General features: G+C 36.6%; 16 protein-coding genes. 13 read left to right on the top strand and 3 right to left on the bottom strand.

What is annotated here, in order from left to right; genetic code table 11:
* Positions 1-87: 87 nt before the first annotated feature.
* The 3 genes from MKX96_RS19445 to MKX96_RS19455 all read left to right on the top strand — a co-directional run bounded on the left by MKX96_RS19445 (position 88) and on the right by MKX96_RS19455 (position 3,245).
* Positions 88-762, top strand: a complete 675-nt coding sequence (locus tag MKX96_RS19445) for a response regulator transcription factor (protein ID WP_340886892.1) — start codon at positions 88-90, stop codon at positions 760-762.
* Positions 759-2,141: a sensor histidine kinase gene (locus MKX96_RS19450; RefSeq protein WP_340886895.1), complete on the top strand. Its 1,383-nt coding sequence runs from the start codon at positions 759-761 to the stop codon at positions 2,139-2,141. The genes MKX96_RS19445 and MKX96_RS19450 overlap by 4 nt, the downstream gene beginning before the upstream one ends.
* A 114-nt stretch (positions 2,142-2,255) precedes the next feature.
* Complete coding sequence (locus MKX96_RS19455; protein ID WP_340886898.1) at positions 2,256-3,245, top strand: YecA family protein; 990 nt, start codon at positions 2,256-2,258, stop codon at positions 3,243-3,245.
* A gap of 270 nt (positions 3,246-3,515) precedes the next feature.
* On the opposite strand, the gene MKX96_RS19460 is transcribed toward MKX96_RS19455, so the two are convergent.
* Complete coding sequence (locus tag MKX96_RS19460) at positions 3,516-7,277, bottom strand: S8 family serine peptidase (protein WP_340886900.1); 3,762 nt, start codon at positions 7,275-7,277, stop codon at positions 3,516-3,518.
* 427 nt (positions 7,278-7,704) lie between these two features.
* Here MKX96_RS19460 and MKX96_RS19465 point away from each other — a divergent pair, with 427 nt between their 5' ends.
* The 5 genes from MKX96_RS19465 to MKX96_RS19485 all read left to right on the top strand — a co-directional run bounded on the left by MKX96_RS19465 (position 7,705) and on the right by MKX96_RS19485 (position 12,180).
* Positions 7,705-7,953 carry a hypothetical protein gene (locus tag MKX96_RS19465; RefSeq protein WP_340886902.1) on the top strand — a complete coding sequence of 83 codons (249 nt, stop codon included), beginning with the start codon at positions 7,705-7,707 and terminating at the stop codon, positions 7,951-7,953.
* An 81-nt stretch (positions 7,954-8,034) separates the two neighbouring features.
* Positions 8,035-8,472, top strand: coding sequence for a YusW family protein (locus tag MKX96_RS19470; RefSeq protein WP_340886905.1), 438 nt, complete (start codon positions 8,035-8,037; stop codon positions 8,470-8,472).
* A 707-nt stretch (positions 8,473-9,179) separates the two neighbouring features.
* A complete protein-coding gene (locus MKX96_RS19475; RefSeq protein ID WP_340886909.1) occupies positions 9,180-10,028 on the top strand; it encodes a general stress protein in 849 nt (282 codons plus the stop codon).
* Positions 10,029-10,121: 93 nt separating this feature from the next.
* The gene (locus tag MKX96_RS19480) at positions 10,122-11,036 is read left to right on the top strand and encodes an exonuclease domain-containing protein (RefSeq protein WP_340886910.1); all 915 of its coding nucleotides are present in this window, start codon (positions 10,122-10,124) and stop codon (positions 11,034-11,036) included.
* A gap of 292 nt (positions 11,037-11,328) precedes the next feature.
* Positions 11,329-12,180 (top strand): MBL fold metallo-hydrolase, encoded by an 852-nt coding sequence (locus MKX96_RS19485; protein ID WP_340886913.1) that lies wholly within the window; start codon positions 11,329-11,331, stop codon positions 12,178-12,180.
* 77 nt (positions 12,181-12,257) lie between these two features.
* Here MKX96_RS19485 and MKX96_RS19490 read toward each other — a convergent pair whose 3' ends face one another.
* Positions 12,258-15,554 carry a DUF6359 domain-containing protein gene (locus MKX96_RS19490; protein ID WP_340886915.1) on the bottom strand — a complete coding sequence of 1,099 codons (3,297 nt, stop codon included), beginning with the start codon at positions 15,552-15,554 and terminating at the stop codon, positions 12,258-12,260.
* 401 nt (positions 15,555-15,955) lie between these two features.
* On the opposite strand from MKX96_RS19490, the gene MKX96_RS19495 reads away from it, so the two are divergent.
* Genes MKX96_RS19495 through MKX96_RS19510 form a run of 4 tightly spaced genes read left to right on the top strand, consistent with a single transcriptional unit; the run spans position 15,956 to position 20,614 of the window.
* The gene (locus MKX96_RS19495) at positions 15,956-16,975 is read left to right on the top strand and encodes an ABC transporter substrate-binding protein (RefSeq protein ID WP_340886990.1); all 1,020 of its coding nucleotides are present in this window, start codon (positions 15,956-15,958) and stop codon (positions 16,973-16,975) included.
* A gap of 16 nt (positions 16,976-16,991) precedes the next feature.
* A complete protein-coding gene (locus MKX96_RS19500; RefSeq protein WP_340886917.1) occupies positions 16,992-18,122 on the top strand; it encodes an ABC transporter ATP-binding protein in 1,131 nt (376 codons plus the stop codon).
* Positions 18,119-19,822 carry an ABC transporter permease gene (locus tag MKX96_RS19505; protein ID WP_340886919.1) on the top strand — a complete coding sequence of 568 codons (1,704 nt, stop codon included), beginning with the start codon at positions 18,119-18,121 and terminating at the stop codon, positions 19,820-19,822. Before MKX96_RS19500 ends, MKX96_RS19505 begins: the two co-directional genes overlap by 4 nt.
* An 18-nt stretch (positions 19,823-19,840) precedes the next feature.
* Positions 19,841-20,614: an HAD-IIA family hydrolase gene (locus MKX96_RS19510; RefSeq protein WP_340886922.1), complete on the top strand. Its 774-nt coding sequence runs from the start codon at positions 19,841-19,843 to the stop codon at positions 20,612-20,614.
* Here the strand turns inward: MKX96_RS19510 and MKX96_RS19515 are convergent.
* Positions 20,609-21,172, bottom strand: a complete 564-nt coding sequence (locus MKX96_RS19515; RefSeq protein ID WP_340886925.1) for a glycerol-3-phosphate responsive antiterminator — start codon at positions 21,170-21,172, stop codon at positions 20,609-20,611. The two genes, MKX96_RS19510 and MKX96_RS19515, sit on opposite strands and share 6 nt — an antisense overlap.
* Before the next feature lie 157 nt (positions 21,173-21,329).
* Between MKX96_RS19515 and MKX96_RS19520 the strand changes: the two genes are divergently transcribed.
* Positions 21,330-22,979 (top strand): glycerol-3-phosphate dehydrogenase/oxidase, encoded by a 1,650-nt coding sequence (locus MKX96_RS19520; RefSeq protein WP_340886926.1) that lies wholly within the window; start codon positions 21,330-21,332, stop codon positions 22,977-22,979.
* The last annotated feature ends 169 nt before the right edge of the window (positions 22,980-23,148 follow it).

Here is a 23,148-nt window from a genome sequence, read left to right on the forward strand (position 1 = left end):
AACTTAAAACAATTAGAGGGTGTTTCGTAAGGTAACTTACAAAACACCCTCTTTTAAAACAGGCATTAAAGAAGGTGGCATAGATCCATGAATATCCTTGTAGTAGATGATGATGTAAATATACAGACATTAGTTATGATTCATTTAAAGAGGGCAGGTTATGAAGTAATGACAGCTAAAAATGGGGAAGAGGCCCTCTCTTTATTAAAGGATGATTGGGCAGATTTAGCTGTAGTAGATGTAATGATGCCGGGGATGGATGGCTTTGCTTTGACGAGAATTTTAAGTGAAGAATATGATATCCCGGTAATTTTATTGACTGCTAAAGGAGCATTAGAAGATAAGGAACAAGGCTTTTTAGCAGGCTCAGATGACTATTTAGTAAAGCCTTTTGAGCCAAAGGAATTACTTTATAGAATTGCAGTGATATTACGTAGACTGGACAAGACCTTTAAGCCAATTATGGTAATTGGTAACGTAACTATTAATCGCTCTACCCATGAGGTCACCGTAGGTAAACAGACCCTCTTACTGCCTTTAAAGGAGTTCGAGCTTTTAAGTGTATTATCCTCTAAGCCAGAACAAGTTTTCACAAGAACTAGTTTAATGGAAAAAGTGTGGGGCTACGATTATGAAGGAGACGACCAAACATTAAATACACATATTAAGCGTTTAAGACAACGATTAGAGAAAGCGAAGGCTCGGATAGAGATTCAGACAGTACGCGGTCTTGGTTATAAGCTGGATGTGATAGAACCATGAGATCCTTGTATAGACAATATACTTTAGCCACTTTGTTTATTATTGGTATTAGTATTCTAGCTGGTTTTCTAATTGTAAGTATCGTTTATAATATACAAATTAAAGAAAAGAATGATGAGAAAAACGTTGGAGTGGCTATAGAAATTACTTCCGTCTTAGAAAAAATGCATGGAGGGGGCTTCAATAACTACCTAGAATCCATAACTAAGTTGGGTTATCAGGCATATGTCATTAATGAAAATGAAGAAGAATATTCTTATGGTGAACCATTTCAAGATACTGAGCTACCAGAAGAAATTCGTTTGGAAGTATTAAATGGAAATATTTATCATGGGATGCGTGATTATCAAGGTAAGTTTTTTATCTTTAATCATTATGCAAATAGTGTTAGAAATACTGTTGGTATTCCCTTCGAGCATGAAGGTATAGTTTACGGTTTATTTATTCGTCCAAATAACCAGCTACTGTTCTCTGATATGCATCTATTGCTGTTAGGCTTCCTACTCGCACTTGCAGTAATAATTCTTACTTCTATGCTATTACTGGCTAAGCAACTTGTTAAACCAATTAAACAATTGAATGATGCAACCAAACATGTAATGGTGGAGAATTATCGAGTGGAATTAGATATTACCCGTAACGACGAGCTTGGACAGCTAGCTAGAAATTTCTCTAACATGGTTAAACAGCTTGAGCTTAACGATGAGGCAAGAAAGGCATTTATAAGTAATGTGTCCCATGACTTCCAATCGCCTCTTTTGAATATACAAGGGTACGCCGACCTTTTAAAATCAACCGACCTTAGTAAGGAAGAAAGAGAAGATTATATTCAGGTGATTGATCAGGAGGCAAAAAGATTGTCCAATCTCACCAAGCAACTTTTGTTGTTAACTTCTCTTGACCAATCTGCAAGACCAGTAAGGAAATCTGATTTTAGATTAGATGAACAGCTTAAAAAGGTCATTTACAAGTATAGATGGCGAATAGAAGAGCAGAATATGGATCTTTCTTATGAGATGGAACCCGTTATGTATTATGGAGATATAGATTTATTGGAAAACGTATGGGATAACGTGCTAACGAATGCTATTAAATATAATGTAGCAGAAGGTGAAATTTCCATTAAAGTGATAGACGGTAGTGACTATGTAAGGATTTCCTTCCAAGACAGCGGAATTGGTATGAAGGAAGAAGAAATAGATCAAATCTTTGAGAGATTCTACCGTATAGATTCATCTAGAACAAAGGAAGGCTCAGGTCTAGGTCTTGCAATTGTAAAAGAAATTGTTGAATTGCATAAAGGCAAAATAGAAGTGACAAGCAATATAAACGAGGGGACCTTATTTGTTATTTTGTTACCTAAACAAATAGCTTATTAAACCGGATTTAGACGTTCCATTTAACTATTTCATTGCTTATCGTGGGGAGAACTTAATTTAAGATGAAATTCGTGTTAAAATAAGCACTTAGCATATAAGAAGGAAGTGTTTTAAATGATAGGACGAAATGATCCTTGTCCATGTGGTAGTGGGAAAAAATATAAAAAATGCTGTGAGTCTAAACAGACTATTTCTATAGAGGAAGTTAAAACGGAAGAATTGGAGCGTGTCCTTCAGACCTTCTATGACGAGTATCCAGAAAGAAAGGATTATGCTGCATTTGGAGAGTTTGCTGCTGATTGGATTAAACCCTTAAAGAGTTTTATGGAGCAGGAAATGATAGAAGCAATAGCAATGGATGAATTCTTCTTTCACCAACGTTTAGATATTTGGACCGGTTATGTAGAAAAGCAACGAAAGAAAATAGCAAGACCGTCCACGTTAAATGTGTTGGATAGCTGGAGTGAGCCACGTGCTTTTGTTGGAGAGGTAACTGCTGTTGAGGCAGAGTATTTAACAGTCAAACATATATTGACGGACGAAATAATTTTGCTTAGAAGAGAAAACGACAAGCCAGTTCCGACTGGAATGCATATATATTGTTTCATCCTGCCCGATGGCCAAGAAAACAACCATTACTTAGCTGTTTCAAGTCTTGTGTTCTTCCCTACCGATCATAAGCTAGTATTTGAGGATTTTACGAAAGAATTTAAATCCCTCAATGATACGATAGCCAAAGAGTTTCTTAAGGAAAATGGCTTGAAGCTCTGGATTGCTCTTGGTAAAAACGGCTACCAGGGAGGAGAGTATACCTTCTTCGAAGCTGGAGTACTTCAACAGGCAATGGATTTTTTAGAAAAAAATAAGCGTGACTATACAAAATTGATCGAAGTGGTAGAAGATTATTTGTTTGAGCAGCAACCCAATGCTAGAAAAGAAGTGGCAATTGCTGCAGGGGCTATTAGATTTGGACAAGATAAAGGTTTCTTTGAGCCATTAGACTTAACGGTTAAAGAAATTGCCGAGACATTTGAAGTTTCAACATCTTCTTTAAACAAATACTATAATGAGTTATTAGCGTATTACGAAGAAAAAGTAGTATAAATATAAATAGGTAAAGGCTATCTAGAATCTACATAGCCTCAGACTGTAAGCAAAAGGGTTGGAAACCATTTCGATTTCCAACCCTTTTTTGATTTTTCAATTTTCAACTGGCTAGCTTCTTATGATTTAAGGTAGCGAAAATCAGCATCACCTGTATGGATGTCTATTTAAGGTGAAAAAAATAAAGCTCCGAAAATTTACAGTTCGTAAATTTCCGGAGCTTACTTTTATGTGGGAAGAGTTCATGAAACCCTTGAGGATTAGGTAGAACTAATTCTTCCCATTACCTTTTCCTTTATCTTTATCTTTACCTTTGTCTTTGTCATTACCCTTACCATTCTCTTTCTTTTCTACTGTAATAGTTTGCGTAGTTTCATGGCCTACTAAATCTACTACTTTTAAAACAAATTCATTATTACCTGGCTCTAAAGGTAGTTCTACGTCAATCGTTTCGCTATAGCCATTCATTGCATATGGTGACGAAACTGGTCGATAGAAGACTTCGCTATCATTTAGATATAGGCGAACTTCATCAAAGTTATCTCCAACCTTAACTTGGATGACAGGATTTTCTGCATCCGCATCTAATTTACCTTTTGGAAGAGATTTTTTAACTGCTTCTACAGTCGGTTTTTTACTATCTACAATAATTTTGCGAGTAATAGCCATTTTATTATCAAATTCGTCTATAGCTTCTACGTTCACACTTTGTACCCCGTCTTTAAAGGATAATGTATGAGAGAATGCTTTACCGTCAAATGAACTAGCTGGTACTCCATTGATCTTTAATGATTTAATCTTAGAATCGTCTTCCACTGTACCTTGAACTAACACTTCACCTGTTTGATAGTAACCGAAAAACTCAGGTGATTGGATGTAGATTACAGGTTCTTTTGTTTCTTTTTCTGGAGCCGGTTCCGTTTCAGGTGCTTCCTCTACAGTAATTTCTTCTACTGTTGAGTTACCAGCGATATCCCATACTTTAACGGTTACCTTATCTCCAGCTTTAGCCTGTTCTATTACATAGCTTTCAAGTGTTGCTGCTTCTGTAATTTCTTCATCATTCAAGTACACTTCAATACGATCAATTCCAACACCTTGATCGCTTGCATTAGCTACAGTAAGTGTTTTTGTTTCTAAGTCAAATGCAATTTCAGCTGTAGGAGCTTTTGTATCTAAGATAATAGGATACTCAATAGTTTGCCACTCAGCACCTGCATAATCGATAACTCCTCGTAGCTGAATCTTATATTGTCCATCTGCAGCAGGTTTACCGTTAATCATACCGTCCCAAGCATTAGCATTTGAGAATGTATATGCGTTAGTAGAAATATAGTGTTTTCTTAAATACTTTTCCGTGCGAATGGTACGTAATTTTTTCCCATTTGCATCTAACACATTAATTTGAAGATCCTTGACGTTACGCATTAGTGAATATACAGGAATGACTTTGTCTAAAGTTCCATCTCCGTTAGGGGAGAAAGCAAATTTAGTAGGATCAAATTCTTCATTTAAAGTGGACCCATTGATAAAGTTCCCTTTATCGTCAGCTAACCCTTGGAATCCCCAGTACGTTAAATCTTCCCATAGGAATTCATCAAAAATAGAAGCATCATCCCAAGATCCATTAAAACCAAAGAATGGAACAGTTAATGGCACATTTCCAGAAGTTTCTTCAGAAGGATCGACTAAACGCACGAATCCATCGATGAAGTAACCATTAGAGAAGTATTGCTTTAACCACTCAGAGTTAGAAGCGTCTACTGATACCTGAATAGTAGTTTCTCCATTTGCAGGAACTGTGACAGTCGTTGGTGCTGACACGTCAGCATCTGATTCTTCTAAAACATAAGAACCATAAGTTTCGTTATTTGGAATCGTTACGTAGTTAGCTCCAGCGTTCACTGGACGGTCTACTTGTAATTGTACATCCACATTATAAGTTTTTGCTTCATTGCTATAGTTCTTAGCTTTTAAAGAGAAGTTAAATTGATTTCCACTAATTTCTTTTAATGCTACTTTAGCTTCACCTGTTGCACTATTAGTAACTAAGACATCCGTTTCTAAAGCATTAGCAAGTTGCATAATCCCTGCTCCTTGGCGACGAGGTGATACATATTCGCCAGCTTTTAATTCAATTGGCTTTGCAGTATTCATCATAAGGTTTTTAGCAAACTGAACACGATCTGCGCCAGTCAAACCAAATTCTTCATTTACACGCTCTAATACTAATGCTGTACCACCAGCTACGTGTGGAGCTGCCATGGATGTACCACTCATTAATCCGTAATTATTATCGTTCAACGTAGAGAAGATATTTCCACCAGGAGCAGTAATCTCAGGTTTAAAATCTAAGTTAGGAGTTGGACCCCAAGAAGTAAATGAACTCATCTTACCTTTAGTAGGGTTTGGTGTATCAATATATTTACCATCAAATGAAACAGTTACTCTTTGGCCAGCATCAATTCCAGCTTTGATAGCTAGTCCGTCAGCTTGTAAGGCAGACATAAATGGAATACGAATCGCAGGGTCAGAAGCCATATTAATAGTTCCTGCTGCATTGTTATATACAATAACTCCAATCGCGCCAGCTTCTTGCGCATTTAAGCCCTTTTCGACAAATGAAATACTGCCACGAGAAACTAAAGCAAATTTACCCGCTACATCTTTACTAGCGAAATCCTCTGGTGTACCAAATCCAGCTTCAACAACCTCGTAGGAATCGCCAGGTAAATCAGCAGGCTCCTTATCATTTGCCAGTAAGAACATTGCTCGTCCAGCATCAGTTCCATCAAAAGCATATTGGAAGCTAGAAGCAGTTATTGAATCATTTTCATAGGAAGCTACTCCAAATGAATCTTCTGAAACAGAAGGGGAACCTGTTAAACCATAATCTTGGTTAGAAGCATATGGATACCAAGTGCCTGAGCCAAACATGTCAGAATTACCGGCAGAGATAGCTACAAGTAATCCATTATTTTGCGCGCGAGTTACTGCTTGCTGTTCTGGGCTTTCACTATTTACAAATCCTGCAGTTGAACCAAGGGACATGTTTAACGCGTCCGCACCAAGTTTAATTGCATCATCCATTGCCTTTACATAAACGTCTCCATACGTAGAAGGGAATAATGGGTCGTTACCAAATACCTTCAGTGCAAGAAGCTGCACTTCTGGGGCAACCCCCTTAATACCACCATTTTCTTCATCTCCGTTAGCACCTACTGTACCGGATACGTGCATTCCGTGCATGGAAGCATCAGGACCAATGTCTCGAATCTCTGTATTTTCATCCATATAGTTATAACCGAATGGAACCTTTGGAGTGAAAAATAAACCAGGTTCAATAGATCCATCATTTAATAACGCATTTACTTCTGCAGAAGTAATCTCTCCCGTATTTTCATCCGATAGGACCATATCACGGTGGTTAGGATCTATTCCTGTATCGATGACACCAACAACCATTCCTTCACCCTTAAAGGAATATTTCTCCCAAGCCAATTGGGCTTGTACAAGTTCCTTAGAATGTACCATTTGAGGTGTTATTTTTGGACGGTCATATTCTGTAGATTCATAGACTCTTTTGACGCCATCAATTAGGCCAATCCCTGCAACGTCTCTAGCATCTACTTCAGCAGAGAATCCATTAAATATTGCAGTAAACTCTTCTTTATATTGTATATTTTTTGAAACTCTTTTAACTTTGTCTTTTACATTACGTTGATCGGTTTCAATAGCAGATTCAACTGATTTTCTTTCAGATTTCGATAGGTTCTTGTATAAAACCCCTTTTTTGGTTGCTGTCTCAATGGCTGGAGCCTTTTCCAGTTCCACAATGATTCGCACCTTTTCGCTAGGATTCTCTGGAACTTGTAGCCTTTCTGGTACTCTTGGTGTTTTCTGCGCTTGAGTATTGGTGATAGATTTTTCTATCTGTTTTGCAGCTACAGGACTTGCTAATCCTAATGATGCAGAGCTAAACATTAGCGATGTTACCACTGCTAGAATAGTAGTTTTTTTCTTAATTCCCAATCCCTTTTCCTCCTCTGAATATGTTTAATATATCTACTAGAACTTACCATATATTCAGAACATTTAAAATAGAGTGAGAGAGTATAGACAAGACGAGTAAATTGAGTGTATGGAAGGAAAATAATCAATATGTCGCACTAATTTGTTTTTTTAGTAATTTCATAGTCTTGGATTTGGTTTATAAAGGTTTAGGTATTTATAATTGTTTTTGTAAAAAGAATCGTGATAAGTCTAAAGAAGTAGGATTCTTAAGAGTTTATTTCACGTATTGTTGAAAAAAATAAAAAAACCCCCTATTTTGTAAAAATAGTGCTAAATATATATGATTAGGTCTTTTGGTTCGGTTGTACTTGTGAAACTTGTCGAAAATGTTTAGTGATTGTCTAAAAGGATATACATAAATAAACGAAGAAGGAGTGGATAAATAATGGACAAAAAGAATGTAAATGACCATAACGTAAACGATAAGGATTCAGAAAAACAAGATATTCCTGGACGTATATTAGACAATCCTGATCTTCTAGACACTGAAAAGGAAAGTATCTTTGATAGAGATGAAGCGATGAAAAATGTAGATCCCATTCCTATGGAGGAATTAAATCAAAAAGTAAAAGATGAAAGTAACCATAGCAAGACTAAAAATACTTCCGCAACAGATAAACGATATCCAGGATAATTCTTACTAATGTTTAAGAAATCATTTTCTAGACAATGCTATTAATAGTAATAGCGATAAATTAGTAAGGAGGGACTTATTATGATTAGTAGTAAAGGTAAAGTATTAAGCAGCACTTTTTTATCAGCGGCTCTTCTTTTAGGGGCATGTGGAGACAAGGAGGAGGTTAGCGATCCGCCTACCACTGAAGCAGTAGAAAGCGAATTTGGTTTTACTTCTTTTGATTTAGATATTGATACTGCTGAACAGCGAGATGCAGTAGAAGCTTCCTTTGAAGTGGAAACAAACGGAGTGGAAGCAGAGTATGTAAATTCCTTAGATTCTCAAAAACTTCACGGAGATGAAGCTTACGAATTCTTAAAGCCAATCTTTACTGATTTAGCTTTAACAAACGATATGACTAAGGAAGAAGTAATAGAAAAAGTTAATACAGCATTTGGGATAAGTGACTATACTGAATTTGACCTTGAGATTCTTTACGAGGATGGTCAAGAAATTGAGTACAAAGATAATAAATAAATTTTATTTATGAATGTGAGAAAAGGTATCGGGAGATTAACTCCGATACCTTTTTTATTGGCTATGTTAAAGGTAGGGTTGATTATAATGCAAAGAAATCTTAGAACAGAGAGTAGAATTGATTTTTCGCCCCAACCGGACGCTTTCCTCGGGGTGAGCGATAAGCCATCACCCATCGCTAACGTGCGTGGTTGTGATGTCTTATCTGTCTCACTCATCCCGTAGGAGTCGCCGTCTGGCCGCTCCAATCAATAAATGGAACAGCTTTAGCATCTATAAAGCATTAAAAAAATTTACTCGCATAAACAAAGCTAAAAACTGTCACCAACCCCAATTTCACAATCTATTTATGTTCTTAATAGCCATTTTGAACGTTCCTTTGTTTATGTTTATAGTCACTATAAAAAAGAATTGTTAGTCAAAATCAACCAATAACTTTAACAAAGCTTTTTTATTTTAAAACAATGAATTAATTTTACCAGTGGAATGAGGCTAATCTTCAGAAGGTATCTGTAAAAGCGGAAATCAATATTATCTTGTTCTTTCTTGATTGAACGTGTGTAGAGAATTAGAAATAACGTGATTAATATAATATGTAAAATATTAAATTAATGTTAAAAAATAGAGGGGAAGGTTAGAAAGTTTGTAACGTGGGTATTCAATCAATAACACATTAAATAAAAACTAAAAAAATAGGAGGAATACCCATGAACTTAAATTCAAACAGAAAAATTGAAATTGCTCGGACTGAGGAAGATATGTATGAAAAATTAGAACATCTGCAAAAACAAGGATATGAAGAGAGTGATATTCATGTAATTTCATCAGAAAGTACTCACTTGAATGCGTTAAATCGCTATTCGGATGTAACCACTCACGAAGCTGGTACATTCATAGACAAATTTAAATCGTGGTTTACTGGAGAATCTGCAATTGTAGAGGGACTAAAAAAGCTAGACTTAACTGAAGAAGAAGCAGAACAATATGCAAAGGAAGTAGCTTCAGGAAGTATTGTATTATATACAGACACTGTGCCTGAAGGGGATTCCCTAGGAGCTAGCGCGAATGCTGAAGCTGCTGCAACCACAGGCTATACAGATACAGTCGGAACGGATGTAGTGCAAAGTCGTTTTACTGAAGGAGAAGAGCCAATCTCGGATTATGCTAAGGACAATGGCTTTACTCCTTCTACAAATAATATGGTGAACGAAACAGATGGTCGACTAGATGAGCCACAGGATAAATTCGTTAGAGGTGAAACCTTTGCTACAGACCCTTTGCTTGTAAGAGATGAGGATCATGTAGGACATACCATGCAAGAGGACAAGTTAGTACAGAACAAGCGCCCTACCATTGAGGAGAGTATAACTGTAGAAGAAAAATCTTATGGGTCACAGTCTCCAGGTTCAGATCCAAATTTAGGTCCAGCAGCTTTTGGAGACGATCAGACGGAATTGGACGAGGAAGAACGAAGAGTTAATCAACAGCAACAGGAAGAAAAACTAGAACGTCAAAAAAAGCTAGACGAGCATTCACCAGTCAATAGATTATATTAGACATAGAAACCCCCTCTATTTAGAGGGTTTTTCTATGTCTAAAGTTACTAGTATGAGATAATGGTAGCATACGAAAAATTAGAGGTGGTAAACATGGATTTTGTTGCAATAGATTTTGAAACTGCCAATAGTTTACGAACTAGTGCTTGTTCAGTTGGAATTGTAGTAGTAAGAAATGGTGAAATAATAGAAGAAGTTCAAACACTTATTAATCCACTTAGTGAGTTTAATTATTACAATACAAAAATTCATGGAATTACAGATTACATGGTTCAGGATGCACCAACATTTCAAGAATTTTGGCCACAGCTAAAACCTTATATAGATCAACAAACGATTATAGCCCATAATGCAAGTTTCGATATTGGTGTACTAAAAGAATCGGTTAATAGATGCTACGAAGAACAACCTCGATTCCAATATGCTTGTTCTTATAGAATTGCTAAAAAAATATGGCCGGATTTGTACAACCATAAACTATCCACAGTAGCCAACTATTTAAGTATCCAATTCAAACATCATGATGCATTGGAGGATGCAAGAGCTGCAGCATTAATAACAATCGAGGCAATGAAAAAAACAAGAACCAGCTCATTAAAAGAAATGTCTCTGTTACACAAGATCAAAGTTAATAGTTCCCTTGATACTAAGAAAGCTCCTTCAAGAGTAAAAAAGAGCAAGGAAGACATGGCCCTTCCTTTTATAGTTCCAGACAATATAGAGAAAAATACTCGTCATCCATTTTATGGTGCAAATATTGTCTTTACAGGAAAAATGGATTCTATGACAAGATCGAATGCAGCTAAATATGCTGCTGACCGTGGAGCTACCTGTAAAGGGACTGTAGACATAGATACAAATTTTTTAGTAGTTGGAGATCAAGCGCTCATGAAATATGTAGAGGGTGTAAAAAGCTCCAAAATGCAAAAAGCCGAGGACTTAATCCAAAAGGGGATTCCTTTAGAAATAGTTGGAGAACAGGATTTTTTAAGGTTAGTTAAACATTAAATATTATGATGAAAACAAAGGATGATTATAAAAGCCATCCTTTGTTTTTTTATACATACACTAATTATTCTTTAATCATTTGGAGAGAGGTTGGATTATTGTTTCCCCATAGGAAAATATTAATGTAAGAAGAGAAGCTATATATATCGAAACTATTGCAGGGACTTTATGTTATTTATACAAAATCAAGAGATAGAAGGTTTAAAATGATCGGTAAAAGTGTAAACGATAATAAAGTATAAATTTGAGGAGGGAAGAGAAACTAAGATAATATGGAAGGGGATTAAATATTATGGACAATTCGATATCTTACGGAGACGATTATAAGTATATTCCAACGACATCTGTTGGTAGTGGTATAGGTTTAGAGATTCTACCAGATGTCTTTTGTTACACCATTCAAATTGTAAACATTTGTTTAGTAGGGAAGCCAGGTACAGATGATTTCGTTTTAGTAGACGCTGGAATGCCTCAATCTGCTGATAAGATTATAGAGATAGTTGAAGAACGTTTTGGTGAGAATAAAAAACCAAGGGCGATCATCTTAACACATGGACATTTTGATCATGTAGGAGCCATTAAAGAGCTAGTTGAAAAGTGGAATGTCCCTGTGTATGCTCATCCACTGGAACTTCCTTTTTTAACGGGAGCGCAGGATTATCCAGATCCGGATACTTCCGTAGAAGGAGGAATGGTTTCCAAAATGTCTGGAATGTTTCCTGTTAAAGCAATAGACCTGGGAGATCATGTACACATCTTGCCAGAGGATGGCTCTGTTCCTTTTATGCCAGGTTTTAAGTGGTTTCATACTCCAGGCCATTCCCCAGGGCATATTTCGCTGTTTAGAAAAGAAGACGGAATATTGATTGCCGGTGATGCATTTGTTACGGTCAAACAAGAGTATTTATACAAGGTCTTTACACAAGAACAAGAAATAAGTGGACCACCTCGTTACCTGACAACAAATTGGGAGGATGCAGAATACTCCGTAAAACTTCTAGATTCCTTGAAGCCTGATATAGCAGTAACTGGTCACGGACTTCCAATGCATGGAGAAATACTTAAAAGCAATCTGCATTTATTAGTTAGTGAATTTAAACGAATTGCCAAACCAAGCCATGGGAAATTTGTAGACAATGAATAAACATAAAAGAATCCTATCACCTTTTACAGGGATAGGATTCTTTTGTGAATGGATATCATTTATACTTTTTGCTGTAACTATTTTCTTCCCATTTTTTCTGTTTGTACAGTTACTTTAATAGTTACGGATTTGTTACTATAAGTAGCTTTAATGGTAGTGCTTCCAGCAGATTTAGCCGTAATTACTCCCTCATTTACAGAAATGATATTTGTATCATAGCCACTATATTCTGCATCTGCAGTTACATCAATAGTAGAATTTTTCTTTCCTTTATTATTTATCATAGCAGTAAGCTTAAATGTTGATGATTTATTAACATCTATTTTAACATGCTTTTTATCCACTTTTAGGTTAAGGATATTAGGCAGAGATGGTGACTCTTGTTCCTTCAAGTCAACTTGAATAATAATTGGGTCGTGGTCAGAGGCACGTCCATGAATATCCATATAGTTAGCGTTGATATGAATCATATCCACTGCAGTTTTCTCTGCTAAATTATTTGTTATCAAAATATGGTCTAAGACTTGGTTGTTCCCTTGATAGTAATACGAGAATCGTTCACCTGCAGGAACTTTTTCTACCATATTAGTTAATATTCCGCCCTTTAAAGCTGCTAATGCAGGAGTGAACTCAAAGTCGTTCATATCTCCGGCCACTATAACCTTCAAGTTAGGGTCTTTTGCTTGTCCTGCTTTTACGAAATTATTAATCATAGTTGCAATCTCGATTCGCTCAGCCTCTGATCCTAACAAAGGTGGCTGGTTTTTCCCGAATAAAGGTTGATCTCCACCCTTAGAATTTAAGTGAGCACCAATTACAACTACTTTTTCACCTTGGAATTCAAATTGTGCAGCAAGTGGCTTACGGGTATTTTCCAAAGGTAAGTCTAAAATACGTCCAGGATTTAAAGTGAGATTTCCTCCCTCATCCCAAGCAACGGAATCAGTTGAACTTCCTTTTGTACCCTCAGAAAGTGTTACCCTTTCCGGGTTGTATAGATAGCCAACTCGAATATTTCCTCCAGGTTGTCCACCATCACGATTATATTCAGGTGCAATATCCGTCCATTCGTATGCAGGTCCGCCTTCCTCCACAATGGTAGCAATTAACCGCTCATAGCTTGCAGAAGCATCGGAATTCCCAGATTCAGTAGGACCGTCGTTATCTTGAACTTCTACTAATGTAATAATATCTGGAGATTTCATATTTTCAACAAATGATCGTGCAATTTTTACAACCTTCTCGTTTGGTGTGCTTTCGATGTTAGCGGAGAAATTCTCTATATTATAAGCAGCGACCGTCAGCTTCTCTTCGCTTGGAACGATCTCCGTTATCGTAATAGGCTTTTCAACACGATTGATAGAAGGGAGTGATTCCTCATCAGTCCATAGCTTAAAGTTTCCAAAACCAAAGCCCATGACTCCGACAATCTCCTCTGTAAAATAATCACCAGATTTTGCATCATAGTTCTCATTATCGATTAATACTGTAATTCTTTCAGGGTTATAGTCATCAGCAGAAATATTAATACCACCTAGAGCATTAAATGTAGTATTAACCGAGTTGCCAGCTACGACCACAATTTCACCATAGTCTTGAGGACCAACGACTTTTGCATTTGGTACAGCTAGGCGCATTAACTCCACTGATTCCCAAAAATCTATTCCGTCCTCAAGAGGATCGAAGGAAGTCAGACCATCGTTATCAATAAGCTCTGTCGGAGGATGAATATCCTCTCCGATTACTAATGGTTCTGGTAGCTCTGCAGTTCCTGTTTTAAGTGTTTCAGTAGCTCTGATTCTAGTGATTGGTAGGTCGTTTGCTTTCATGTCAGAATAGCCATCGTAATACCATTCCTCTACTGTCCCGGCAACTGTTACTAAGTCGCCAACCTTTAAACCATTAGAGCTTTTATTAACAATAATTGCTTCAGATGTATGGTGGTTATCATCTGGGTTGATATCCTGAATAACAAAATTAGCTGAATTATACAAGTGTGTTACTACACCAGTAATATTTTGTACAGTTGCACCTTCATAATCAGAAAAGTGACCTTGTCCTTGGATATCACGGATAGAGAGATTATCTGTTTTTAAAACAGTATACGTAAACGTGAATATTTCTGAGGTATCGTCACCAATTGCAATTGCCTTAATGGTTGTATCTTTTGTTAAAGTAATAGGTTTAGTATATTTGGTACTTGAAATGGTTGGAGCAGAGCCATCTAGTGTGTAATAAATGCTGGCTGTCTCCCAAGGAGTCGTTAAAGTAACTTCTGTTCCTTCTGAGACGGTTCCAGGGTAGATATTTGGATACACGGCAGGCTTGTTTACTTGCTCAAAGCTTTCTAAACCAAGTGTTTTAACTTGGAAAGTAGTGTTAAAAATGGATCCAATACCAGATACATGAATTAAATCACCGTTTTTATATTGCTTAGTAAAGGTTTCATAATCAAGACCGTTGCGATTATCATTTCGAATAATGATGGATTCACCGTTTTCGTGTGTGGCAGTAAATTCAAAAGTTCCAAAATCATTAACCGCTGTTAGATTAGAAATAGTTACATTGTTTAGTAGTACTCTTTCACCTTGTGTCTGTTCATTGACTCCAGCAGGTGTTATTTCTTGAACAGACGGTAAAGGGTTACCAGAAGAGAGCTTTTTTATAGTAGTAGGCTGAATTTGCAGCTCTCCACTATAGGGGCTAACCTTTCCTTCTAATTCAACGATATCCCCTGGATCTACATCAGCAGAGCTAGTATATGCATAGAGACCACCTGTTTCATCTTGAATATAGAAAGCTTTACCTCCCCAATAGCCAAGACCAGTTGTCACGGTTCCAGTCACACGTATGACTTTGTTTTGGTCTGTAATAGCTCGCGCTTTTGCAATATTGTCTACTATTTCAACGTCAGTCGGTGGTGTCTCTCCCTCAGAGATTATAGTATAGGCACTTGCGCTTCTCATGCCAGGAACTGAGAAATAGGCAGCCAAAGTTCCTGTTACCGTAACTTCACTTTGGAACAAGTTTGGATTGTCTACTAAATTTAGTCCAGAACGTACAGTACCGGTCGGAAGCTGTACTGGGAGAATATTAGCTGGATTAGTCTCATCTGGAGAATCGGCTAAGCCGACATTGGTTGCTACAGTAAAAGGTGCTTCTTGGTCGTAAGATGTGCCAGACGATGCGGTACCTACTATATATCCTTGTACGGTTGCTGTTCCGGTATTGTTGCTAATTGCGTCTGCCACTGAAATAGGTTCAGCTGCTTCGAATTTGGATACAGAGAGAAAAGGAATAACCATGGAAACAATTAACAGTAGCGAAAGGAATATCTTGCTAACTGCACTTTTATCGCTAACTCTTTTAATCATACATTCACTCCTAGGAAATATTTTAAGTTCAAAAGGAGTATAGCAGAGGATTATTGCAAAATAATTTAATTTCTATAAATTTTTTGTTTTTTTATTAAAAACAGGATAGAAGTAGTGAGTGAGGAAAAACAAGAGGGAGAAAAGAATTATTATTAAGTGGTAATAAAGAATCTATAGAACTCACATGGAATAAATAAATAGTATTGTACTATATTAATCTATATTGAATTTTAATAGTTGTAATCGTCAGAATTTATTGTATAATTTAAATTAGTTAAATAACTAGGCAGAGACGATGAGATGAAAGCCTAAATGTAAGCCTTTTTGAAAAGGCTTACATTTGGCGTTCATCTTTATTTTTTGCCATTAACACAAATAAAGGGGGATTCAAGGTGAAGAAAATGACAGGGCTAGTTGCAAGTATGTTGCTTGCAGGGAGTATTTTAACCGGTTGTGCAGGGGACGAATCAAGTGAAGGAGGAAGTGGAGGGGGACGAATAACTCTTTATTCTCCTGAAACACCTGATTTTACTAAAGAATTAGCAGCTAAATATGAAGAAGTGCACGGTGATAAAGTTGATGTTCAATACGCTGGCACAAACGTTCTTGTGAATCAAATGCTAGCAGAAAAAGATAATCCAAAAGCTGATGTATGGTATGGCGGAGGAGGAATACTACCTTTTGAAGCAGCTGTAGAGCGTGGTATTTTGGCAGAGTATATTCCAGATTTTGCAGCAGATTGGGACATAGTTGAAGATGGTATTAAGATGAAGCATGAAGATGGAAAGTATGTTGGAATCGAAATTTTCGTTCTAGGATTTTCATATAATACGGAGTTAGTAACTGAGGAAGAAGCGCCAAAAACGTGGGAAGATCTGTTAGATCCTAAGTGGGAAGGAAAAATTCAATTTCCTAATCCAGCAGCTTCTGGGACTGCAACATTAATGGTTATGGATCAAATGATGAGAAAGGGTGAGGATGAGGCGTGGAAGTACTTTGAGCAATTAGTTAAGCAATCTAACTCCATGCCAGACTCTGGTTCCGCTCCAACTAAGGGAGTAGCGATGGGAGAAGCTCATATTGGTATTGGCTTTGACTTTATGGCATATGAACAAAAAAGTAAGGGAGAAAGTGTAGACTTCATTGTTCCTGATCAGACACCAGTTCTTGTAAACCCAGCTTCCTTAATAGAAGGAGGTCCAAATGCTGAAGGTGGTAAGAAATTTATTGACTTCTTATTATCAGAGGATGCTCAGCAAATTATGGCAGACTGGTATCATATACCAATTAATCCAAACGTAGAATCTAAAACACCATTGAACTTAGAAAAAGTTAAAGAGGTAGCGGTAGATTTAGATATAGATTGGGTTAACGAAAACTACGACAGAGTGAGAAACGAATGGAAAGATAAATTTCAATAAATAAGGGTGAATATAAATGGGATCAGTAAAAATTAGTAACATCACGAAAAAATTTGGGGACGTTACTGCACTTCATGATATTAACCTTGAAATCAAGGAGGGCGAGTTTTTCGCTCTTCTTGGTCCTTCGGGATGTGGTAAAACGACCACTATGAGATGTATTGCCGGTTTTGAAAGCCCTACTTCAGGAAAAATTTACATAGGGGACAATGAAGTAGAGAACATTCCTGCAAATAAGCGTAATTGTGGCATGGTTTTTCAAAGCTATGCATTATTTCCTCATATGAATGTATTTGACAATGTTGCCTACAGTTTAAATATTAAAGAGCTAAACTCTAGTAATCCTGTTAAACAGTTCGGGATTTACGCACGGTTATTGAATAAAAGATTAGGAAAGACACCAAAAGCAATACATGAGAAAGTGATGAAAATTCTACAATACGTTGAATTAGATAAATATGCGAATCGTCTAACTAGCGAGCTTTCCGGAGGGCAACAGCAAAGGGTTGCCCTGGCTAGGGCGTTGGTGATGGAGCCAGCCGTGTTGTTGATGGATGAGCCACTTTCAAATCTTGATCAAAAGCTACGCCACTCGATGAGGAATACGATTAGATCCATTCAACAGGATTTAGGAATCACAACTATTTTTGTTACACACGACCAAGAAGAGGCGATGAGTATGGCCGATCGAATTGCAGTGATGGACAAAGGGGAAATCGTGCAAATTGGAACACCAACAGATTTATATAGTAATCCGTCTACACCTTTTATAGCTGACTTTGTTGGTACTTCCAATATATTAAAGGGGAAAGTTATAGGAGAAGAAAATGGCTTGCTTATTGTTAGTGGAGATGGTTTTCAATTGAAATCCTCTAATAAGTCTACTAAGGATGAAGTAGATATTATTATACGTCCGGAACACGTAATGGTAGAGCCTGTTGATAGTGTGGTAGATTCTTCAACAACGAATGTTGTAGTTGGAAAGGTGCTTATGTCAACTTATTTAGGATCGATAGTTCGCTATGATGTTAAGGTTGGAGAATATCAATTAATCGTGGATACAACTTACTCTACAGGAGCTAATATATTCGAAGAAGGAAGAGAAGTGAAGCTAACAGTAGAGTTTGAAAGGGTGCTATTGATATGAAGAAATCATTAAAAAACTTCAGTGGCTTGTCAGTAGTAAAAATATTTATATACGTATTTTTTGGCCTTTTCATGCTACTACCGTTATTTTCAGTGTTTCTTGTAAGCTTCACTGGACAGCCAATTAATATTTTGGGTTCTATAACAGATCCTACAATTTTTAGTTCAACTATCGAAAAGTTAAAAGGATCTTCGTTAGAGAACTATAAAAAGATTTTTACAAACTCTGGGTATTTAGATGCCTTGAAAAATAGTTTATATTTAGGTTTTTTAGTAACTGTTATTGTCATTACACTTTGCATTCCTATGGCTTATGGGATCGCACGAACTAAAATGCCCTTTAAAAAGACAATTTCGGCATTATGTACAATACCGCTTATAGTACCTACTTTTATCTCTGCTTATGCTTTTATTATAATGTTTGGCCGAGCAGGCTGGATAACTGAAATATATAACCTATTAGGTGGGGAAGGGATGCTAATTGATCCCTATTCCATGACAGGCGTAGTCATGGTACAAGTGTTTTTCTTTTTCCCTTACGCATTATGGCCATTAGTGGCTGCATTTAAAATAAGCGACATTAGTTTAGAAGAGGCCTCGCAAAACTTAGGGGCGAAGAATTGGTTCACATTTGTCTTTGTCACTTTCCCATTAGCGCTTCCAGGTATTATATCGAGTGCATTATTAATTTTTACGGTGAGTTTTTCGGATTTTGGAACCCCGATTGTACTAGCTCCGAAAGAATTAAACCTGTTGGTAGTGGAGGCTTATCGTGAAATAGCCGGCTTCTTTAACTGGGGTGGTGCGGCCATTTTAACAGTAGTCATGGTCATTGTTGCAGCATTCTTTTTCTGGCTTCAACACTTATTTACGAAAAGTAGAAATTATGGTTCTGTTTCTGGTAAGCCAAAAAAACAAAAATTAATAGAAAACAAATTATTAACAAGAATATTATCAGGATACTCTTTTTTAGTAGTTTTAATCCCTCTTTTAGCTATGCTATCAGTAGCCTTACAATCTGTTGCTACTACGTGGGGGAAAGATTTACTTCCTAACGGTTATACCCTTAATCACTATAAAACTATTTTTTCAACCTCTATGGGGAATATACAAAACAGTATAATGCTAGCGACCGGAGCGCTAGTGTTAAGTGTAATCATAGCAACTTTTGTTTCTTATTTTGTAGTAAGACAAAATTCATCTAAGTTAGATTTCATGGCTTCGATACCTCTAGTGGTCCCTGGAATTGCATTTGGTATAGCTTTGATTCAAACATTTAACACCGCTCCATTACAGTTAACTGGTACTGCTGTGCTACTAATTATTGCGTATACAATCCGAAGACTGCCGTATATGGTTAGGTCTACTATGGGAGCGATGAGAGCAATCAAGCAGGACATTGAGGAGGCAGCTATCAATCTTGGAGCAACTCCTTTAACTGCTGCAATAACTATAGTCGGACCGCTTATGCTCCCTGGAATAGCAGCTGGATCCGTTTTAGTATTTATAACCGTAATTAAAGAGGCGAGCGTATCTATACTACTGGCCCCTCCTGAATGGGCACCAATGAGCTTAGCTATATTCCAAAATATTCTCCGTGCTGAATATTACTCAGCTGCTGCGATGTCGATTGTTCTTATTGTACTTGTACTTCTATTACAAGGAGTAGCTAATTTCTTATCAAGAAAACAACAGTTATAGTTTATTGGAGTGAAAAATGTGAATGGATATATTTTTGATTTAGACGGAACTATCTACATTGATAATGAGATAATCCCTGGAGTTCCGGAAGCTATTAAAAGCTTGAAGGCAAGAGGGGACAAAGTAGTATTTCTTACAAACAAATCTATCGCAAGTAGAAAAGATTATGTAGTAAAGTTAAAAGCTTTAGATATTGAAGTGAGATTAGAGGAAGTTATTAACTCGAATTATATTACTGCTCTGTATTTAAAAAAGGTTATGAAACCAGAAGACTCGGTATATGTAATAGGAGAAGCACCTCTATTTGAAGAACTTAGGGAAGGGAACATCAAGTTAGCGGATTTCTCCGCTAAAGCTTCCCATGTCGTGTTAGGATGGGATCGGGAGTTTAATTATGACAAGTTAAACCAGGCATATCAAGCGTGGAGAAATGGAGCAGAAATTATAGCTACGAATCCTGATCGAACTTGTCCTGTTATGGGAGGGGAAATACCAGACTGCGGGGCAATGATCGGCGCTCTAGAAGGAGCAACAGGAGAGCCGGTCAAAATCGTCACAGGAAAACCGTCTGCTCTTATGGCAGATTATGTACTAAATAACGTTTTGCAGATGGAAGCTTGCAATTGTTTTATGATTGGTGATCGATTAGAAACTGATATAAAAATGGGTAATGATGCCGAGATGAAATCTGTTTTAGTTATGACAGGAATTACAACACCAACCATGTTAGAAAATCCTGTCCATAAACCTAAATATATTCTAGAGAGTGTAAGAGATATACTCTCTTTATAAATTAAAATTCCACATCTCCGGTACTCCGGCAGAAATTGCTAAAGCTCCATTTTCTAAGGCTTGATGTACCTCTGAAATGTTGTCTATAAGGCCACCAGCTATTATAGGGAAAGTAAGACTTGATGAAAGCTGGTCAATTACCTTTGGCATAATTCCAGGCATTACTTCCACAGCATCTGGACGACAGGAATTAACCATTTCAATCCCTTTAGTAACAGCATTACGATCAAGCAAAAATATACGTTGGATTGTCATTAGTCCTACTTCTTTAGCTAACTTTACTACATGACTCTTTGTAGTAATAATGCCAGTCGGTTTCCATTGATCTGCTACGAAGGTTAAGGCTGTTTTTGAACTAGAAATGCCGTCTATGAAATCTAAGTGGATGAAAACGTATTTGTTTGCCTGTTTAATTTTACTTATGTGTTCGCCTGTTGTCATCAGATTTCCAGTAAGAAGAAAGATAATATTCGCCTTACTGGTAATTGCTTGCTTTAAATCCTGCTCATTAGTAACAGCAGCGATTATTTGGGACTCTACCATGTCTACTAAACTCATAAATGCTCACCTTTTCATCTTTTGGTTATTTTGATTATATCATATTTAAATTTTTCTAAATAATATAAATTTGGTCAGAGAATTCAGAGAAGACCATTACAATACTTGCCTAGGGCAAGTTTATTGTAATGGTCTTTTTAACGTGAAGGAGATAAAAATGAAAAAATTTTCATATGAAGAAAGAAACGTACTATTATCAACCCTTGAGGGAACTACATATGATGTCCTAGTTATTGGCGGGGGCATTACAGGAACTGGAGTAGCTTTAGATTGTGTTACGAGGGGTTTAAAGGTATTAGTAGTAGAGATGCAGGATTTTGCTGCAGGAACTTCCAGTAGGTCAACCAAGTTAGTCCATGGCGGTCTTCGATACCTAAAACAATTAGAAGTAAAAATGGTTGCTGATGTTGGTAAGGAAAGAGAAATTGTTTATTTAAATGCCCCTCATGTTACTCATCCAGAGTGGATGCTATTACCTATCTATAAAAAAGGGACATTTGGAAAGTATTCGACTTCTGTCGGATTATTAGTATATGACTTTTTAGCAGGAGTTAAAAGACATGAAAGAAGAAAAATGTTAACTAGGAATGAGACTATTCAAAAAGAACCCTTACTTAAGCAAGAAAGTTTATTAGGTGGAGGGTATTATGTCGAATATAGAACTGATGATGCGAGGCTTACGATAGAAGTTGCAAAAAAGGCATTTGAAAAAGGAGCAGATCTACTTAATTATGTAAAAGCAGAGAAGCTGATTTATACGGATGATGGAAAGATTCGTGGAATAACTGTGATAGATCAATTTTCAGAAACTAAAATAAATATTTTCGGGAGAAAAATAGTTAATGCATCAGGACCTTGGGTTGAAAAAGTAATTAGTTTAGATAAAAAAATAGCAGGTAAAAGTTTGTTGCATACAAAGGGAATTCATATTGTAATAGATCAGCAAAGATTTCCATTGAGACAGGCTGTTTACTTCGATACTCCAGATGGAAGAATGGTATTCGCTATTCCTAGAGATGGTAAAACGTATGTAGGGACAACAGACACTATATTTGAAGGAGATCTAGTTAATCCTCGCATAGAAAATAGTGATCAAGATTATTTAATTCAAAGTATTCATTTTATGTTCCCTGATATAAAAGTAACGATAGATGACATTGAGTCTAGCTGGGCAGGAGTTAGACCGTTGATTCGAGAGGAAGGAAAGGGACCTTCTGAAATTTCAAGGAAGGATGAAATTTGGACATCCGAAACTGGTCTTATAACGATTGCAGGTGGAAAGTTGACTGGATACCGAAAAATGGCCGAGACTATTACTGATATATTATGTAAGGATTTAAAGAATGAAGGTATTATTGTTGGCCATTCTATAACCAAAAATTTAAAACTATCTGGCGGAGAATTTGATAATCTAACGGACTATGCTAGTTATACAGCAAAGAAAGCAAAAGACTTAGTAGATCTTGGCTTAACCAATAAAGAGGCAACTAAGCTGGCTGCAATGTATGGTACTAACACGGATGAAATTTTACGACTAGCAGACAAGGTTTTGAAAGAAACAAATTTACCATTGGTTATTAAACTAACTCTTCAATATGCTATTGAGCATGAGATGGCTATGACTCCAGTAGATTATTTATTAAGAAGGACAGGAAGCATCTTATTTAACATTTCTTCTGTACAAAAATGGAAGCTAGAGATTATTGAATATATGGCTTTAATATTCAATTGGGATGAAAAAACAAAAGAGTATATGTGGGCTGATTTGGAGTTGAAACTACATCAAGCAACCAACTATAGTAAGTAAAAAACGACTATTAAAAACATAAATAGATTAAGTAATTTGGTTGAAGTCCTTTTTCCGACTTTGTTTATGTGATTTTTTTTATATAAATAGAGCTTTATCGACGAATGAAAGCGTCCGGCTGGCGCGGAAATCAAATCTACTTTTTAATTTATGAATTTATATTTATTTC

This window comes from Psychrobacillus sp. FSL W7-1493, from assembly GCF_038004905.1.
In the GTDB taxonomy this organism is placed as follows: domain Bacteria; phylum Bacillota; class Bacilli; order Bacillales_A; family Planococcaceae; genus Psychrobacillus.

Bases quoted from the DNA above. Each gene is read 5' to 3' on its own strand.
- MKX96_RS19445 (WP_340886892.1), top strand. From the start codon at position 88: ATGAATATCCTTGTAGTAGATGATGATGTAAATATACAGACATTAGTT.
- MKX96_RS19450 (WP_340886895.1), top strand. From the start codon at position 759: ATGAGATCCTTGTATAGACAATATACTTTAGCCACTTTGTTTATTATT.
- MKX96_RS19455 (WP_340886898.1), top strand. From the start codon at position 2,256: ATGATAGGACGAAATGATCCTTGTCCATGTGGTAGTGGGAAAAAATAT.
- MKX96_RS19465 (WP_340886902.1), top strand. From the start codon at position 7,705: ATGGACAAAAAGAATGTAAATGACCATAACGTAAACGATAAGGATTCA.
- MKX96_RS19470 (WP_340886905.1), top strand. From the start codon at position 8,035: ATGATTAGTAGTAAAGGTAAAGTATTAAGCAGCACTTTTTTATCAGCG.
- MKX96_RS19475 (WP_340886909.1), top strand. From the start codon at position 9,180: ATGAACTTAAATTCAAACAGAAAAATTGAAATTGCTCGGACTGAGGAA.
- MKX96_RS19480 (WP_340886910.1), top strand. From the start codon at position 10,122: ATGGATTTTGTTGCAATAGATTTTGAAACTGCCAATAGTTTACGAACT.
- MKX96_RS19485 (WP_340886913.1), top strand. From the start codon at position 11,329: ATGGACAATTCGATATCTTACGGAGACGATTATAAGTATATTCCAACG.
- MKX96_RS19490 (WP_340886915.1), bottom strand. From the start codon at position 15,554: ATGATTAAAAGAGTTAGCGATAAAAGTGCAGTTAGCAAGATATTCCTT.
- MKX96_RS19495 (WP_340886990.1), top strand. From the start codon at position 15,956: ATGACAGGGCTAGTTGCAAGTATGTTGCTTGCAGGGAGTATTTTAACC.
- MKX96_RS19500 (WP_340886917.1), top strand. From the start codon at position 16,992: ATGGGATCAGTAAAAATTAGTAACATCACGAAAAAATTTGGGGACGTT.
- MKX96_RS19505 (WP_340886919.1), top strand. From the start codon at position 18,119: ATGAAGAAATCATTAAAAAACTTCAGTGGCTTGTCAGTAGTAAAAATA.
- MKX96_RS19515 (WP_340886925.1), bottom strand. From the start codon at position 21,172: ATGAGTTTAGTAGACATGGTAGAGTCCCAAATAATCGCTGCTGTTACT.
- MKX96_RS19520 (WP_340886926.1), top strand. From the start codon at position 21,330: ATGAAAAAATTTTCATATGAAGAAAGAAACGTACTATTATCAACCCTT.